Annotated in this window: 14 protein-coding genes and 1 pseudogene; 4 read left to right on the top strand and 11 right to left on the bottom strand. The window is 42.6% G+C overall.

Features of this window, described 5'->3' with window-relative positions; translation table 11 throughout:
- Positions 1–33: 33 nt before the first annotated feature.
- From NQ508_RS00255 to NQ508_RS00240, 4 genes are all read right to left on the bottom strand, one after another.
- Positions 34–795, bottom strand: coding sequence for a TatD family hydrolase (locus tag NQ508_RS00255; protein ID WP_006427525.1), 762 nt, complete (start codon positions 793–795; stop codon positions 34–36).
- A 275-nt stretch (positions 796–1,070) separates the two neighbouring features.
- Complete coding sequence (gene metG, locus NQ508_RS00250) at positions 1,071–3,011, bottom strand: methionine--tRNA ligase (RefSeq protein WP_006427526.1); 1,941 nt, start codon at positions 3,009–3,011, stop codon at positions 1,071–1,073.
- A gap of 311 nt (positions 3,012–3,322) precedes the next feature.
- A complete protein-coding gene (locus NQ508_RS00245) occupies positions 3,323–3,472 on the bottom strand; it encodes a hypothetical protein (protein ID WP_006427528.1) in 150 nt (49 codons plus the stop codon).
- A gap of 52 nt (positions 3,473–3,524) precedes the next feature.
- Positions 3,525–4,514, bottom strand: coding sequence for an aldo/keto reductase (locus NQ508_RS00240; RefSeq protein WP_006427529.1), 990 nt, complete (start codon positions 4,512–4,514; stop codon positions 3,525–3,527).
- Positions 4,515–4,879: 365 nt separating this feature from the next.
- On the opposite strand from NQ508_RS00240, the gene NQ508_RS00235 reads away from it, so the two are divergent.
- The 3 genes from NQ508_RS00235 to NQ508_RS00225 all read left to right on the top strand — a co-directional run bounded on the left by NQ508_RS00235 (position 4,880) and on the right by NQ508_RS00225 (position 7,839).
- Complete coding sequence (locus tag NQ508_RS00235; protein ID WP_044919999.1) at positions 4,880–5,647, top strand: AzlC family ABC transporter permease; 768 nt, start codon at positions 4,880–4,882, stop codon at positions 5,645–5,647.
- Positions 5,637–5,948 (top strand): AzlD domain-containing protein, encoded by a 312-nt coding sequence (locus tag NQ508_RS00230; RefSeq protein WP_006427531.1) that lies wholly within the window; start codon positions 5,637–5,639, stop codon positions 5,946–5,948. The genes NQ508_RS00235 and NQ508_RS00230 overlap by 11 nt, the downstream gene beginning before the upstream one ends.
- Before the next feature lie 112 nt (positions 5,949–6,060).
- Entirely contained in the window at positions 6,061–7,839 is a 1,779-nt protein-coding gene (locus NQ508_RS00225; protein WP_044920001.1) for a DUF885 domain-containing protein, read from the top strand.
- A 42-nt stretch (positions 7,840–7,881) separates the two neighbouring features.
- Here the strand turns inward: NQ508_RS00225 and NQ508_RS00220 are convergent, their stop codons facing one another.
- The 4 genes and pseudogenes from NQ508_RS00220 to NQ508_RS00205 form a co-directional block, all read right to left on the bottom strand.
- The gene (locus tag NQ508_RS00220; RefSeq protein WP_006427533.1) at positions 7,882–9,774 is read right to left on the bottom strand and encodes an extracellular solute-binding protein; all 1,893 of its coding nucleotides are present in this window, start codon (positions 9,772–9,774) and stop codon (positions 7,882–7,884) included.
- 5 nt (positions 9,775–9,779) lie between these two features.
- Entirely contained in the window at positions 9,780–10,616 is an 837-nt protein-coding gene (locus NQ508_RS00215) for an ABC transporter permease (protein ID WP_006427534.1), read from the bottom strand.
- A gap of 499 nt (positions 10,617–11,115) precedes the next feature.
- Positions 11,116–12,195 (bottom strand): annotated as a pseudogene (locus tag NQ508_RS00210) (ABC transporter ATP-binding protein); the annotation flags it as partial.
- Between the two features lie 91 nt (positions 12,196–12,286).
- Positions 12,287–12,820, bottom strand: coding sequence for a helix-turn-helix domain-containing protein (locus NQ508_RS00205; protein ID WP_028088385.1), 534 nt, complete (start codon positions 12,818–12,820; stop codon positions 12,287–12,289).
- 297 nt (positions 12,821–13,117) lie between these two features.
- Between NQ508_RS00205 and NQ508_RS00200 the strand changes: the two genes are divergently transcribed.
- Positions 13,118–14,077: a hypothetical protein gene (locus tag NQ508_RS00200; RefSeq protein WP_055213071.1), complete on the top strand. Its 960-nt coding sequence runs from the start codon at positions 13,118–13,120 to the stop codon at positions 14,075–14,077.
- Positions 14,078–14,198: 121 nt separating this feature from the next.
- Here the strand turns inward: NQ508_RS00200 and NQ508_RS00195 are convergent, their stop codons facing one another.
- The 3 genes from NQ508_RS00195 to NQ508_RS00185 form a co-directional block, all read right to left on the bottom strand.
- Entirely contained in the window at positions 14,199–14,999 is an 801-nt protein-coding gene (locus NQ508_RS00195) for an MBL fold metallo-hydrolase (RefSeq protein WP_006427539.1), read from the bottom strand.
- 56 nt (positions 15,000–15,055) lie between these two features.
- Positions 15,056–15,199, bottom strand: coding sequence for a hypothetical protein (locus NQ508_RS14035; RefSeq protein WP_155115983.1), 144 nt, complete (start codon positions 15,197–15,199; stop codon positions 15,056–15,058).
- 343 nt (positions 15,200–15,542) lie between these two features.
- Positions 15,543–16,898, bottom strand: a complete 1,356-nt coding sequence (locus NQ508_RS00185; RefSeq protein ID WP_006427541.1) for an ATP-binding protein — start codon at positions 16,896–16,898, stop codon at positions 15,543–15,545.
- Positions 16,899–17,170: the final 272 nt, after the last annotated feature.

The raw sequence follows: 17,170 nt of genomic DNA, 5'->3' as shown, positions 1-17,170 counted from the left end.
AAAATGAAATATGTATAAATAGAACATTGTATTCTACAGCCGATACATCTCTCTTGCATTTTTCTCCGTCTGTTCGACTACCTCTTCATACGTAATACCTTTTAATTCCGCAATCTTCTCTGCCACATAACGGATATAAGCAGAATTATTGCGTTTTCCACGGTTTGGTTCCGGTGCCATATACGGGCAGTCCGTCTCGAGTACAATTGACGTCAGTGGAATATTTTCCACTACTTCTTTCAGCTTCTTCGCATTCTTGAACGTTACCACTCCGCCAACGCCGATATAGAATCCCATCTTGATATATTCCTGTGCCATCTCTTTAGAATACGAATAACAATGGATCACACCGCTTAGTCCTTTCGCATGCTCCTTCATAATCTCCATGGTATCTGCCGCTGCCTCCCGGCTGTGGATCAGAACCGGAAGATCCAGCTCCCCTGCCAGTTCCAGCTGCCGTATGAACCATTTTTTCTGCACTTCTCTTGGCTCATTGTCCCAGTAATAATCCAGACCGATCTCGCCTACCGCAACCACTTTTTCCTCTTTAAACAGCTCTTTCATCTGTGCAAAGGTCTCTTCATTCAGGCTTCCGACCTCATCCGGATGAATCCCGACTGCCGCATATACAAATGGATATTCCTTTGCAAGTGCAATAACCTTCCTGCAGGAATTATATGCTGCACTGACATTTACAATTGTGCCAACGCCCTGCTCTTCCATCGAATTCAGTAATTCTACTCTGTCTTCATTAAACTGCTCATCATCATAATGTGCATGTGTATCAAATATCATATATCCTCCGTTTCAAATCAAAAATGTCCTGTCCCTAGTATCCCAATATTTATCCCATCTTTTCCACACGTTATCCCAAGGAATTTCACGGTTATCCCACCCTTATCCCAAGGTTTTCCACATACTTATCCACATCATGTGGATAACTTGCATGACAGATACTGTATATAGATGTCGGATATTGAAAGATAATGAAGTTCTATATCAAACAAGGACGGTGATTTTCCAAATCCTCCGTCCTCATTTTTATTCTTTCTATACTTACTATACTTACATTAGCAGATCTCTGCACCGGCCGGCATATTCTTCTCCGGTGTCATAAGTGCCAGATTACCTTCTGCGTCTTCCGCGCACAGTAACATACCCTCAGATAATACTCCGGCAAGTTTTGCAGGTTTTAAGTTCACAAGAGCCATAACCTTCTTGCCTACCATCTCTTCTGCAGAGTAATGTTTCTTAATTCCGGATACGATCTGTTTTACTTCGCTTCCGATCTTAACCTGTGAACAGAGAAGTTTCTTAGATTTTTTCACTTCTTCGCAGGCAATGATCTCACCAACCTGGAACTGCATCTTTCCGAAGTCATCGAATGTGATCTCTGGTTTTGCTTCGATGTCGATCACTTCTTCGTCAGCTTCTTCTTTTGCCTCTTCCTTCTCTTCTACATGTGGGTGAAGTTCTTCTACTTTTTTCATTACTTCATTGACATCCAGTCTTGCGAAAAGGATCTCCGGTTTTTCTGTTACTTTTCCGTCTCCAAGCTGAGCAAGGATCTTCTCTGAAGTCTCCGGCATGAAGGATTCCAGAAGTTTTGCTCCTGCTTTGATGCTCTCGATCAGGTTGTAGAGAACGGTCTCCAGACGATCTTTCTTTGCCTCATCTTTTGCAAGTGCCCACGGCATTGTCTCGTCGATGTATTTGTTGCAGCGTTTGAACAGTACGAAGATCTCTGTGATTGCATCTGCGACACGCAGTTCATCCATCTTCGCATCGACTCTCTTCGGAGTATCTTCTGTGACAGCCTTAAGATCTGCATCGACAGCCTTTTCTTCTTCTGTCTCGGCAACACCCTTATCTGTTACAACACCGCCGAAGTATTTATTTGTCATGGAAATAGTTCTGTTTACCAGGTTTCCAAGTGTATTTGCAAGGTCAGAGTTCATACGCTCTACCATCAGCTCCCATGAGATCACGCCATCATTTTCAAATGGCATCTCGTGAAGTACGAAGTAACGTACGGCATCTACTCCGAAGAAATCAACCAGCTCATCTGCGTAAAGTACATTTCCTTTGGACTTACTCATCTTACCGTCGCCCTGCAGAAGCCATGGATGTCCGAATACCTGTTTTGGAAGTGGAAGATCCAGTGCCATCAGGAAGATTGGCCAGTAAATCGTATGGAAACGGATGATATCTTTTCCGATCAGATGAAGGTCTGCAGGCCAGTTCTTGTTGAACAGCTCTGTGCTGTTGCCGTCACAGTCATATCCGATTCCTGTGATATAGTTGGTCAGCGCATCAAGCCATACGTATACGATGTGTTTTGGATCGAAGTCTACCGGGATTCCCCACTTGAAGGATGTTCTGGATACACACAGATCCTGAAGTCCCGGAAGCAGGAAGTTGTTCATCATCTCATTTTTACGGGATACAGGCTGAATGAACTCTGGATGCTCATTGATGTAGTTGATCAGTCTGTCTGCGTATTTGCTCATCTTGAAGAAATATGCTTCTTCTTTTGCAGGCTTACACTCACGTCCGCAGTCCGGGCATTTGCCGTCTACTAACTGAGACTCTGTCCAGAAAGACTCACACGGAGTACAGTACATTCCTTCGTAAGCTCCTTTGTAAATATCTCCCTGATCGTACAATTTTTTGAAAATCTTCTTAACCTGTGCTTCATGATCTTCGTCTGTTGTACGGATGAATTTGTCATAAGAAGTGTTCATCAGATCCCAGATCTTCTTGATCTCGCCTGATGCATTGTCAACGAATTCCTTTGGTGTAACACCTGCTTCGTCTGCTTTCAGCTCAATCTTCTGTCCATGTTCGTCTGTTCCTGTCTGGAAGAATACATCGTATCCCTGACTTCTTTTATATCTTGCGATGGCATCTGCCAGCACGATCTCGTATGTGTTACCGATGTGCGGTTTGCCTGATGCATAAGCGATTGCTGTTGTAATATAATATTTTCCTTTATTACATTTTTCACACATGTCTTTTTCTCTCCTTTTATGTTTACCGGATATATTTCCTTCGCAGAATCTGAATATCTACATAACCTGCTGCCTGCAAGCTTTGGCTGCCAACAGATTTCTTTTCTATATAAACAAAAAATCTTCCCTGAATTCACTCCTCATAACTTCTGTTACAATTCATAAATCTCAGGGAAGACGAAAATCCGTGTTACCACTTCCATTCACTGCCAGTCTCGCAACTGATAGTCTCTGCGGGTGAAGCTGTTCACTCCACCTCACCGCTGTAAAGGGCGGAGCCCTTCGTGAACTTACATCTTTATCTATCTTTATCAATGCTCATCCACACCGCTCAGTAAGCCATCTTCTGTAACGTTCCACCTATCCCTCTCAGCAGCACACTGCGGCATCCTCACCGGCAGTTCACGGGATTCTCTGTAAGATTTCCTGTTACATACTCTCTTCATCACTGCGTTTGTCATATATCCACTCGTAATTTAAATCGTAGCATATAAGCGGGCGGGATGTCAAGGACTACAGACTGTACTCATCAATCTTCTGCAATTCTTCCTCTGTAAATGGCGCACTGTGTATTGCTTTTATATTATCCAGGATCTGCTGCGTTTTTGATGCACCGATCAGGACACTGGTAACTTCTTTTTTCTGAAGAAGCCAGGCAAGTGCCATATCCGCAAGCTTCTCACCACGCTGAGCCGCCAGTTCATTTAACTTACGAATCTGTTCCATACGCTCTGCGGTAAGAATACTTTCTTTCAAAAATCTTCCGTCCTTTCGAATACGGCTGTCTTCCGGGATCCCATTGAGATAACGGTCCGTCAACTGTCCCTGTGCCAGAGGACTGAATGTAATGAGTCCTTTTTTCAGATTGCCGGTCATATCCTTTAATCCATTCTTTTCTACTGTTCTGTCAAATATAGAATAACAGTTCTGATTGATTACAAACGGGCATTTCAGATCTTTCAGGATCGCTGCTGCCTGTTCCAAAGTCTCTCCATCATAATTTGAAAGTCCTACATAGAGTGCCTTTCCCTGACAAACAGCTGTTGCCAGAGCTCCCATTGTCTCCTCAAGCGGTGTCTCCGGATCTATTCTGTGGTGATAGAAAATATCCACATAATCCAGACCCATACGTTTCAGGCTCTGATCCAGGCTCGCCAGCAGATATTTGCGGCTGCCCCAGTTGCCGTAAGGGCCTTCCCACATATCAAATCCGGCCTTTGTCGTAATGATCAGTTCATCACGATATGGCATCAGATCTTCTTTTAATATTCTGCCGAAATTTTTCTCCGCACTTCCGTAAGCCGGACCGTAATTATTGGCAAGATCAAACTGCGTGATGCCATTGTCAAATGCTGTGAAGCAAAGCTGTCTCATATTTTCATAATCGGAAGCATCTCCGAAATTATGCCATAAGCCAAGCGAAATCTTGGGAAGCAGTAATCCGCTTCTTCCACAGCGGTTATATTCCATGATGTTGTATCGTTCTTTTGCAGGTGTATACATATATTGCCCTCCTTGCACCGTAGATGATTCCCCGGTGTGCTATGAATGAATTTAAAATTTTCATGTTTAGTATACTTCTCTGTTTTTCGTCCTGCAAGTCAGACTGATCACATTATTTTATATTTTTTAACGGCACCTATATTTCGTGTTCTTCACAATTACAGATCTGAAGTGCCGCTCTATTTTCCACCAAATATAGCCAGGCCATATTCGAGCGGACACCGGATATCATCTTCTAATTTTTTCTTATATTTTCCCATCATTCATATATGCTTCCACTTTTCACATCATTGACGCTTCTTCCCAGAAAGCTTATAATATTCTCGTTATTTACAGAAACTATACATAAGATTGGGGAATTTATTATGACCAGAAGACAATATTTCACCGCCGGTTTCAAGGACGGAATACCGATCTGTCTTGGATACATAGCGGTTTCATTTACATTTGGGATCATGGCAAAAAAAGTCGGAATTTCGATCTTTGATGCGGTTCTGATCTCTCTTACCAATGTGACCAGCGCCGGGCAGTTTGCAGGGCTGTCGCTGATCGCATCGACTGCTTCTTATATAGAGATGGCCATCACACAGCTTATCATCAACTTAAGATACTGTCTGATGTCCTGTGCGCTTTCGCAGAAGATTGATCCGGAAGCGCCGCTGTTCCACCGTTTTCTCATTGCTTACGGTGTGACCGATGAGATCTTCGGCGTCACAGTTTGCAAGGGTGGAAAACTAAGTCCGTTTTATTCTTACGGGGTTATATTTATCTCTGTATTCGGATGGGTATTCGGTACATTTCTTGGAATCCTGTCCGGTAATATATTACCGGCTCGTGTTGTCAGTGCATTAAGTGTCGCACTTTATGGTATGTTTCTGGCGATCATCATTCCGCCGGCCCATAACAACCGTGTACTCGCAGGTGTTGTTGTCATTTCCATGGCAGCCAGCTTTTTATTTGATAAGACACCGGGACTTCGGAATATTTCATCCGGATTCCGTATTATCATCATTACTCTGATCATTGCAGGAATTGCGGCTTATTTCTTCCCGGTGAAAGAGGACGAGTACGATGAACTGGAAGAATCTGGCGAATTGAGTGACAGTACAAAGGAGGCACACCATGAATCATAATATTTACATTTACATATTTGTGATGGCGGCAGTTACTTACCTGATCCGTATGCTTCCGCTGACGCTGATCCGCAAAGAGATTAAAAGCACGTATATCAAATCATTTTTATACTATGTCCCTTATGTGACGCTTGCTGCTATGACATTCCCGGCAATTCTCAGTGCCACTGCGAATATCTGGTCTGCACTTGCCGGATTTATCATCGCCGTATTTCTGGCCTACCGTGGCAAGAGCCTGCTGAAGGTATCCTTGTTCGCATGTCTCGGCGTCTTTATTGTTGAGCTGATTACCGGATTATAAGTCATATAAGTTACCGGAAGTTTATGATATTAGCTTCCGGTTATAAACAATGAATACATATTTGCGGGAAATCCCCATATAAATGATACAAATGATTTATATGGGGATTTTTATGCAAAAATTTCTCGAAAAATTTAAACGGAAGCCATTACTCTTTTTGCTTCCGTCTGCATCCGTACTTCTACTCCTTTTTCTTCTGTTCTTTCATTCTCAACAGGATGCGGATCAGGCATTTTCGAAATATACTTCTGAACTTTTCCGACAGGAAATCAGTGGAAATACAATTACTCTCCACTACACCTTAAAAGATCCCGAAAAATATGGCATAAAAAATGCGCCCATTTCCTATGGACAATGTACCACCGATCCCGAACTGGTCCGGTCTAGTGTCGATGCGGAACGGACCAGACTTCGCTCCTATAACAGAACATCTCTTTCCAAAGACAACCGTCTTACTTATGATGTGCTGAATGACTATCTGAATTCTGCCTACGATCTGTCCCCTTATACACTCTACGACGAACCACTTGCACCTCTCACAGGAACTCAGTCACAGCTTCCGGTCATCTTATCAGAATACCGTTTTTATGAGATCTCCGATATTGAAAACTATCTGCAACTTCTTACTAAAACACCGGAATATTTCCGATCTATCCTGAATTTTGAACACACAAAAGCCGAATCCGGCCTTTTTATGGCATCCTATACTGCCGACTCCATCATCAAAGAATGCCGGGATTTCGTTCATTTAAAAGAGAGTAATTATCTCTATTCTTCTTTTGTAGAACGGCTGGATGAACTTGCTTCCACAAAAAACAGCGGCCTCACCGAAAAACAACGAAAAGCCTATACCCGGCAGAACAGCGCCTACATAAAAAAATATATTTTCCCGTCTTATGAACAGCTTATCTCCGGCCTGTCCGAGCTTCGCAATTCCGGTAAGAATAATAACGGACTATGCTATCTTCCAAATGGCCGGACTTACTACGAATATCTGGTAAGAAGTGAGACTGGTTCCCCACGCAGTATTGCAGAACTGCAAAACCTTACGAATGCACAGATTCTTTCGGATCTTACAGTTATGCAGCGAGTGCTGACAGAAGACTCCTCCTCTGGCTCATCTTCCGTAACCTCCGACATTTTCAGCTCACAAGGTACTCTACTCTCCGAATCTGATCCTGAAAAGATTTTATCCACATTATCAAACAAGATTACAAAGGATTTTCCACCATATCCACAGATTCATACACAGATCAAATACGTCCAGAAATCCATGGAAGAATACTTAAGTCCGGCTTTCTACATGATCCCGGCCATCGACAATACTTCCGAAAATGTAATCTACATTAACAAGGGACACATCACCGACAACCTTTCTCTCTTCACCACCTTCGCCCATGAAGGCTACCCCGGACATTTATACCAGAATGTCTATTACGCAAGCCTTCATCCCAATCCAATCCGCTGTGTACTGAACTACGGCGGCTACACAGAGGGATGGGCCACTTACAGTGAGATGATGAGTTACTACTTTTCCACACTGACCAAAGAACAGGCTACAATATTTCAACGCAACTCTTCTGTCATTCTGGGACTATATGCACTTGCCGATATGGGAATTCATTATGACGGCTGGAAACTTGCCGATGCGGCAGCATTTTTCCACACTTATGGGATAACGGATGACGCGACCATTGAGGATATCTATGATCTGATCATTGCCGATCCGGCTAATTACTTAAAATACTATATTGGATATCTGGAATTTCTGGAACTTAAGAAAGATGCTGTGGATAAGTGGGAAGATAACTTTACGCAGATGCAGTTTCATAAAGCGGTTCTGGATGTTGGGCCGGCATCGTTTGATGTGATTCGAGCGTATTTATTTTAAAAATGGGACGGGGGATTTTTAAAAATCCCCCGTCCCATTTTATTAATTCGTATTACTAGCCGCAATCTTCACCTTACTCCAAAGATTACTGATCTCTTTCTTCGTCTCCTCATTATACTCAAAGACTTCATCATTCTTATTATCTGTTCTTGGTATATATGCATCAATTCCTTCGAACTCTCCGCCCTTGCCATACAGATCTTTCATAACCTTCTTATTCGCCGATGTATAACCTACATAACTTGAATTGTCATAAGCTCCGTCATAATCACTTGCATAATTGATAAATGCATGTGCAAGTTCCGGATTCTTCGCATTCTTCGGAATGACCATGGCGTCGGACCACTGGTTGGTTCCGCCTTCCGGTAGGTAGTATCCCATGTTTTCATTCTCATTGATCACATATGTCGCATCTCCGGAATAGATCAGACCAAGTGCCTTCCTTCCCTGTGCCATGTTATCAATGATCTCATCGGTAACGATCTCCGGCTTCATGGTCTGTACACATTGAACCAGCCAGTTATACGCTTCCTGGATCTGGCTTTCGTCAGACGTATTCATCGAATATCCCAATGCCTTCAATGCCATCATAAAGGAATCTCTCTCTGAGTCATACAGATAGATGTCCCCTTTATATTTCTGATCCAGGAAAATGTTATAGCCTTCTTTTTCCAGGTCTTTGATGTCGACTTTTGTCTTATCGTACACGATTCCGACTGTTCCCCAGAAATACGGAACAGAATATTCATTCTCCGGATCATACGGAAGTCCTTTGACCGCATCATATAATTTATCCATACAGTTCAGTTTCGACTTATCCAATTTCTGTAAATATCCTTCGGAAATGAGTCTCTGGATCATATAATCACTTGGTACAAGAATGTCGTAAGCTTCTCCATTTGCAACCTTAATATACATCTGTTCATTCGAATCAAAATTTTCAAGAAGTACCGTTGCCCCTGTCTCTTTCTGGAAATCCTGGATAATATGTTCACCTACATACTCGCCCCAGTTGTAGATACGAAGCGTCTGCCCCTCGAATGGCAATGGCTCTTTCTTGTTATTATATGTCACAACTCCGGCTACGATCGCCAGTACACACGCAACCGCAACTGCCGGTAACAGTACATTTCGTCTGCCGATGCTGTTTCTCTTCGCACGTTTTGCAAAAAGTGCCGGTGCAGCATTGATGATCACAAGTACGATCGTGATGATCACAACCACCAGTGTCGAGATTGCATTGATACTCGGGTTGACACGTTTACTCATTGTATACACCATGATACTTAAGTTCTTCACACCACGTCCGGTTACAAAGTAAGAGATGATGAAATCATCCACCGACATGGTAAATGCGATCAGCGCCCCGGCTACGATTCCCGGCGTGATCTGCGGCACGACAACTTTTGTCAGTGCCTGCCACGGTGTTGCACCTAAGTCCATCGCCGCATCTGCGAGGTTCGGATCAAGTGACTTGATCTTCGGCATTACCGATAACATAACATACGGTATACAGAATGCAATATGTGCCAGAAGCATGGTAACGTATCCTTTTTCCACATGGAATGTGATGAATAATAACATGAATCCGATCGCAGTTACGATCTCCGGGTTCATGATCGGCAGGTTATTCGCCTGCTCCATCAGGTCACGTATCAGTTTCTTCGACTTGCTGACTCCGATCGCTGCAATTGTTCCCGCTACTGTTGAGATAAATGTCGCAAGCAGCGCGATACTGAATGTCGTCGACAGTGCATCCATCATATCTGCCGATTCCAGCATATGCTTATACCAGCGCAGCGAAAATCCGGTAAAGCTTGTAAGTGATTTTCCATCGTTAAATGAGAATATAATCATGTACAGGATCGGAAGGTAGAAGAATACAACCGACAGTATCATAAGGATCTTCCCAATTGGACGTTTTCCCTTATTCATAACGATTATACCCCCTTTCCGCCCTGGTTACGAATCTCGATCTTACGGACAACCATCATAAGTACCATCATGATGACCGCCATGATCATGGAAATGGCACTTCCGAAGTTCCACTCGCCGACCGTAATGAACTGGTTCTCGATCATATTTCCGATGAGGAAATACTGACCGCCGCCGAGCAGCTTCGGTATGAAGAAAGAACTGACTGCCGGAAGAAATACCAGCGTAATCCCGTTGATGATTCCCGGCACGGAAAGCGGCAGTGTCACACGCTTAAATGTCTGCGCCGGGCTTGCCCCAAGGTCTGCACTCGCTTCCAGCAAGGAATTGTCCATCTTACTAAGTGACGTCTGGATCTGCAGGATCATGAATGGCAGAAAGTTATATACCATTCCCAAAAGCACTGCCCCTTCTGTATAAAGAAGTGATCCCTTTCCAAGTCCCACCATATGTAGGATTCTCTGGATCAGACCGCCGTCGCTTAAGAGTCCGATCCATGCATACGTTCTTACCAGCATGTTGATCCACATCGGGATCGTGATCACAAGGATCAGCGCATTCTGCTTCTTCTGCTCACTGCGCGCAATATAATATGCAATCGGATAGCCCAGCAACAGACAGATCACCGTTGTCTTCACCGCAATTACAATGGAACGCCAGAGGATCAATAAGAAATCCGGGTCGGTAAAAAATTTGGCATAATGTTCCAGTGTAAATGTGAACGATAAGATGCTGTTTCCCTGATCTGTCACGGAATAAAGTGCGATCAGGACCATCGGGAATACTAACATCAATATTGCCCACACGATATACGGAAATGCTAACTGTGAAAATTTCTTCATCTTAGAATACCACCTTCGGCATAACGTGGATATCTTCCGGGAAGAATGTCAGGCCGACCTCCTGTCCTTCCTCCGAATAATCCGTTGTATGGATCTTGAACTCACGTCCCGTAGTGGAAAATGTAATCTCATACACGCCTTCTGTTACTTCTTCCGGATCAAAATCATAGTCTACACTGATGTCCACACTCTGGTCTTCATCCGTCAGCTTCCATCCCTGTGCATTTGCCCAGGTCTTAAGATCTGTATCCAGTGCCTGAGATTCTGTGATCTCGTCTACCGTCTTGAAGAAGTTGAACGCCATAACACCTTCATTTGCCTTCTCATTCTTAACGAACGGCTGGTTGACTACGAAAATGGTTCTCTCGATGCTGGTTCCGTTTGAAGTGCTGAATGTAACCGGATACTGTCCTTCTTTTGCTTCCAGTTCATATTCAATATTTGCAATGGAAATGTACTCATCCGTCTCTGTCTCCCATGCCTGTGCATTCGACAGTGCGACGATTTCCTTATCATCCAGATTCTCTACATCTTCTACGTCTACATAGAAGTTGTTGGCACTGATCTTCTCGCTTCCGTCTTCACTGGTTACGTCATGATTGCGGATGACACGCATGTTGACCGTAACGCTCGTTCCCGGAACGGTCTCTACCATGATCTCATAGTGCACACCCTTGAACAGGACACTTAAGACTTCTCCCGTCATCTTTCCGTCTTTTACATCCACGATATCAATATCCTCCGGACGGATCACGACATCCACCGGCTCATTCTCCTTGAATCCATGATCCACGCAGTCGAATGTAATATCATCAAAACGAACCTTATAATCCTCAATCATCCTTCCGGAAATGATGTTGCTCTCTCCGATAAAGTTTGCTACGAAACGGTTCGTCGGCTCATTGTAGATCTCCTGTGGGGTTCCGATCTGAAGGATCTCACCTTTCTGCATGACGACGATCTTATCCGACATCGTAAGTGCTTCTTCCTGATCATGCGTTACGAAGATAAATGTAATACCGACCTCCTGCTGGATACGCTTCAGCTCATACTGCATTTCCTTACGAAGCTTTAAATCCAGCGCCGCCAGCGGCTCATCCAGAAGCAGTACCTTCGGCTCATTGACCAGCGCTCTCGCGATTGCCACACGCTGCTGCTGGCCGCCGGAAAGCAGTGTCGTATTCTTATCCTCATAGCCTTCCAGACCGATCAGTTTCAGCATCTTCATTACTTTCTGGTCGATGATATCTTTACTCATTTTCTTAAGCTTTAATCCAAATGCAATATTTTCATATACGCTCAGATGCGGGAATAATGCATATTTCTGGAATACGGTATTCAGCTCTCGTTCATACGGCGGCTTGTCGGTGATATCTTCATTATCAAAGATCACCTTTCCTTCGTCCGCATCCAGGAACCCTCCAAGGATTCGGAGCAGTGTAGTCTTACCACATCCACTTGGTCCTAACAGGGTTACGAATTCATTTTCATATATGTCCAGATTGATTCCTTTTAACACAACCTGGGTGTCAAAGCTTTTCACAATGTTGCGAAATTCAATTAGTTTTTTCTCTTCCATTTTTCCTCTCCCTTCTCAGATTTTAAAGCCGCAAGGTATCGTTTCATAATCCTCATTCTTCCTTACATTTGCAGCTGCACTTCTCTTTTCTTTAAAAAATCGGCGGTGTCGTGATCCACAATATCTTTGCCGGGCTGTTACCGTGATTATAAAGATAATGACTCTTCGCACCATCCATATAAAACGTCTCATGCGCCTTCACTTTATATTTTTTACCGCCGCGCATAATCGTAATATTTCCCTTCAGTACATAGCCAAATTCCTCGCCCGTATACGAGGTCTGGATATGGCTCTTTTTATGCGGATAGAGTGTCATAAGAATCGGCTCCATCTGGTTCTTCTGCGCATTCGGAATGATCCATTCCACCTGGTAATCTTCTTTCTCATCAACGAAGAAATCATCTGTTCCGAACACGATCTGCTTTTCTTCCTCTTCATGAAAGAATTCCGACAGGTTACTTCCAAGTGCTTCCAGAATGTCCTCCAGTGTCGCAATACTCGGTGCCGTCAGGTTACGCTCCACCTGTGACAGAAATCCTTTCGTAAGCTCACTGCGCGAAGCCAGATCTTCCAATGTCAGATCGTTCTGCTTTCTAAGCTCCCTCAGCTTCTTTCCGATATCCACGCTTTCACCTCCACATTTTCAAAAGTTTTCTATTACTATACTTTTTTTTCAAAAATACCGAACAAGATTCATTATACACGTGTATGTGGATAATGCAAGTGAAATGCATGTAAAACCTCGACATAAATTAAAAATATGCTATAAGGACATTGCCTGCCCGGAAGTCTGTGGTCCGCAATGCCGCTTACGGAACTTGTGATTGCAGTATATGTGGTGTATCATATGCGGAAATATACGTGTTCACTGCCGGGATAATGTGTTATCATTAACCATAGAAAATTTTCCAGAGGTAACCACATGAATACAGCAACTACAGCAAATATTCAAAATAATAATCCTACTGCCTTTTACCACCTCCCAGGCCTGTTTGAATTTTACGAATTGTACCGCATATTCCTTCCATTATTCCGGAAACACAGGGAATATTTTTACGACTGGTGTGAGATTGGCTCGATCTATGGCGCTCCTTCGGATTGTATCTGGGGCGGCGGGCGTACTTCATTTGGATATTCTGATCCGGAAGACGTGCTTGATCTGGTGCGGGAATACGGCATCTCGGCCCGGCTGACGTTCAGTAATTCGTTGCTACGGGAAGAACATCTTACAGATAAGAAATGTAACGAGCTTTGTAAAATGTTCGAACACGCCTCTGATGCTGATAATTCACCACATACAGATCAACTCCAGAATGGCGTGATCGTGCACTCCGAGCTTTTATTAAACTATTTACAAAAAAATTATCCTGATCTCTACCTTATCTCTTCAACCACAAAAGTTCTGACAGATTTTCAGGATTTTTTAACTGAAATAAACCGAGAAGATTTCCGTTATATTGTACCGGACTTCCGGTTAAACAAAGTATTCGATAAATTAGACCTGATGTCGCAGCACCAGAAAGATAAAGTAGAATTCTTATGCAATGAATGCTGCTGGTTCGGCTGTAAGGACAGAAAGACTTGTTATGAATCCGTCAGCCGGAAGAATCTCGGAAATCCTGCCCCGGAGTTTCACTGTGCTTCGCCGGATGGCGGTAACGGTTACCGCTTTTCCAAGGCAATGGAAAATCCCGGATTCATCAGTGTGGATGATATACAGAATATTTACATGCCAATGGGATTTTCTAATTTTAAGATTGAAGGACGCGGGCTTGGAAGTGCGCTGATTCTTGAATTTCTGCTTTATTATATGACGAAGCCGGAATATCAACTGCATGTCAGGGAAGAGATTTATCTGGATAATATGCTCGATCTTTTTTAGCCATGGGGACAGGGTTTTTGACTTTTTTATTGTCCCTTCCGGATCAAAAATGAACGCAAGAAAACCTGCCCGTCGGCAGGTTTTCTTACATTCTAATCTATTTTTATTTTCTTTTGCTTTTCTATATCTCAAACGTCTCCAGATCATCCGGCACATACAGATTGCCATGATAATACTGCTGTCCTTCCTCCGTATACAACTTCTTTCTCTCCGCCAGATGTGTCTCTTCTGTATGATACAGCAACAGATTCGGCACACCGAGTTCTTCCGCAAGCTGGCATGCTTCTTTTACTGTACTATGATGCTTCTCATAAGGCTTGAATTTATCCGCCTCACCGAACAGGCAGAATGCCTCATGAAGCAGCCAGTCACTGCCCTTCACATATTTATAATCCACCTCATTGTACGGCTCGTCACCAACACAGGTGAATTTCTTACCGCTCTTAAGCTGCATGGTGAATCCGAACTGTTTCGCCTTTGTCGAACCAATGTCGAAGAATGTCACAGGACATCCGAGAATCGTTCTGCTGTCTCCGTCTTTCACGACATCAAACTGGATTCGCTCCCCCATATGCTTACAGACCTTCTGCTGGATCGTCATATTTGCGATTGCCTGAATCTTCTCTGCCAGCTCCTCATGGCAGTAAATGCGAAGATCACCTTCATATTTTCCCTGGTTCATTCTCTGTCCGATCATACGCACCAGCCAGATAATTCCAAGCACGTGGTCTACATGCTCATGTGTAACGAAGATATCGTGGATATCATTCATGTCGATTCCTGTGTCTTTTAATACTTTCAGAATACGGTTGCCACCGCCTGCATCTACAAGGAAATGTTTCCCTTCATCGCTGATTGCATAGCAAGTATTATAACATTCACTTACCGTTGCATTTCCGGTTCCTAATATTGTTAATTTCATATGCTTTTCTCCATTTCATTTCTGGTTTTTGTACCACTTTTTTCGTAGTACTTCTATCAGCAGTATAGCATATTTTCTCCAAAATCATCTCCCAGATCATACACAATTACCTTCTGATTTTTCACATCCGCAATCTCGAAAGCAACCTCCTGATGTGTAACGGCAGGTGCTGCCATGTCATATAAAACGCCATCGATCAATTCATATCTCTGGTCATCGGGCAGGGCATAGTAATCCTCTAATGTATATTCCCCCTGCTTCTTTACCTGATATGCTCCCAGCGCTTCTGCTGCTTTGTTCTTTTAATTCTCTCATTTCGGTGATCGTCATAACCATTGCAGCTTCTATCTCTAAATTTTGTATATTTGAAATATTCCAGCGAATTACCAGTTTGGGATAAAAACATCTGCTGTCAGCAGTTTTGGCAATCTAATTTCACGATAATCTGCAAGACTTGTTACTGGCAGCACCTTACGAACGCATGGCGATACAAAAAAGAGCCAGCAGGGACGGGGAAAATTCCATTTTCCCCGTCCCCATTGGCTATAAATCCGACAGATCTACCTCATAAATATAATGTTCCGGCTCTTTTTCTCTCTGATAAAACATCACCATATACCACGGGAAATATTCAATTTCCTCTTTTTGCTCAACATTCCCTTTGCAAAATACAATTTTTCTTCCAAACTTCCAGTTTTCTACTGCAGATACTCTATTCAAAGCAGAATGCTTTTGATAATCATTTCCTGATTTTATCTCAAGAAGGTCAATCTTCAATCCATTCTGTATTACAAAATCCAGTTCTCCGTACTTTTTCGACTCAAAATAATTCAATGAGAATCCACCGCTTTTTATTGACTGGGCAAATACATTTTCCAATATACTTCCCATATTCACATCCATATTCCCCTGTAAGAGTTCAAACTGAATGTTCTCCATGCAGGAAGCACAGAGCAGACCTGTGTCTCCCATAAATAATTTGAACAGATTTCTCTTTTCATTAAGCTGTAACGGAGCCTGTGGTTCTGTAACATTATAAGATGGCAAAGCAACACCTGCATCACTTAGCCACATAAATGAATTCTCATAACGATTCATTCTTCCATTTTCATCAATCCTGTTTAAAATAAACCGTCTGTTCTTATCATCCAATTGAGATGCAATACTATCAAAGATGGCTTTAATCCTCACTTTTTCCGCACCTTCGGAATACTTCGATATATCCTGTCTGTATAATTCCAGAATATTTCTCTGAAGCCTAACTACCTTTCCGATATCATGCGTATCTACATAAGTCTGGACAACATCCGGCATTCCACCTACAACAATATAAGTTGCAAAAAGTTTCAACAATGTTTCATGCATTACTGTTGGAACTTCGTTATGATTTTCATAGCAGAACTGTAATGTAGTAAATGTTGTATCCTGCACTCCATTCGCCCGGAGAAATTCCCTGAAATTCATAGGATACATAGAAACAATCTCTTCAAATCCAACCGCATAAGAAGGAACTTCTTTATACCTGACACCAAGAAGTGAACCGGATTCAATATAATCAAACCGTCCATCTTCAACCAGGAACTTGATTGCACATCTTGCATTGGGGCATTCCTGTATCTCATCCAGGAATACCAATGTCTTTCCCGGCTCCATCTTCTGCATCTTGAAAGCAGTCAGGTTCTCAATAATAGTATCTGCATCCAATTTATCTTCAAAAATTTTTTCGGCACCTTTATCTAATATGAAATTGATTTCTATAAAATTTTCATATTCTTGTTTTGCAAACTCTCTGATAATTGTTGTTTTTCCAATCTGTCTTGCGCCTATAATACAAAGTGCCTTTTTATTTTTCTGAGTTCTCCATAATTTTAATTTTTCCGAAATCTCTCTTTTAAGCATTGAATCGCCCTCCTGATATTAGTATTGTAACATTATTCTCGTGTTATTCAATATTTTTGTAACATTATTCTTATATTTTCTATTATATTTTGTAACATTATTCTGAATATTAAAGTCGGAATTTTATTATTTCTTATACCAGTTTTTTATGCACAATGCACACCGATCTTCTTTGTTTCATGATACTGCATCAAAAAAGCTGCCATCTTTATGGATGACAGCTCACTGTCTGTTTCTGATATTGCCATTAACTTTGGCTTTGTAAAGCTATG

Origin of the sequence: Dorea longicatena (assembly GCF_025150085.1) — a bacterium.
GTDB lineage: Bacteria > Bacillota > Clostridia > Lachnospirales > Lachnospiraceae > Dorea_A > Dorea_A longicatena.
The sequence above is the reverse complement of the archived record's forward strand: the minus strand, read 5'-3'. Positions and strand labels throughout refer to the sequence as shown.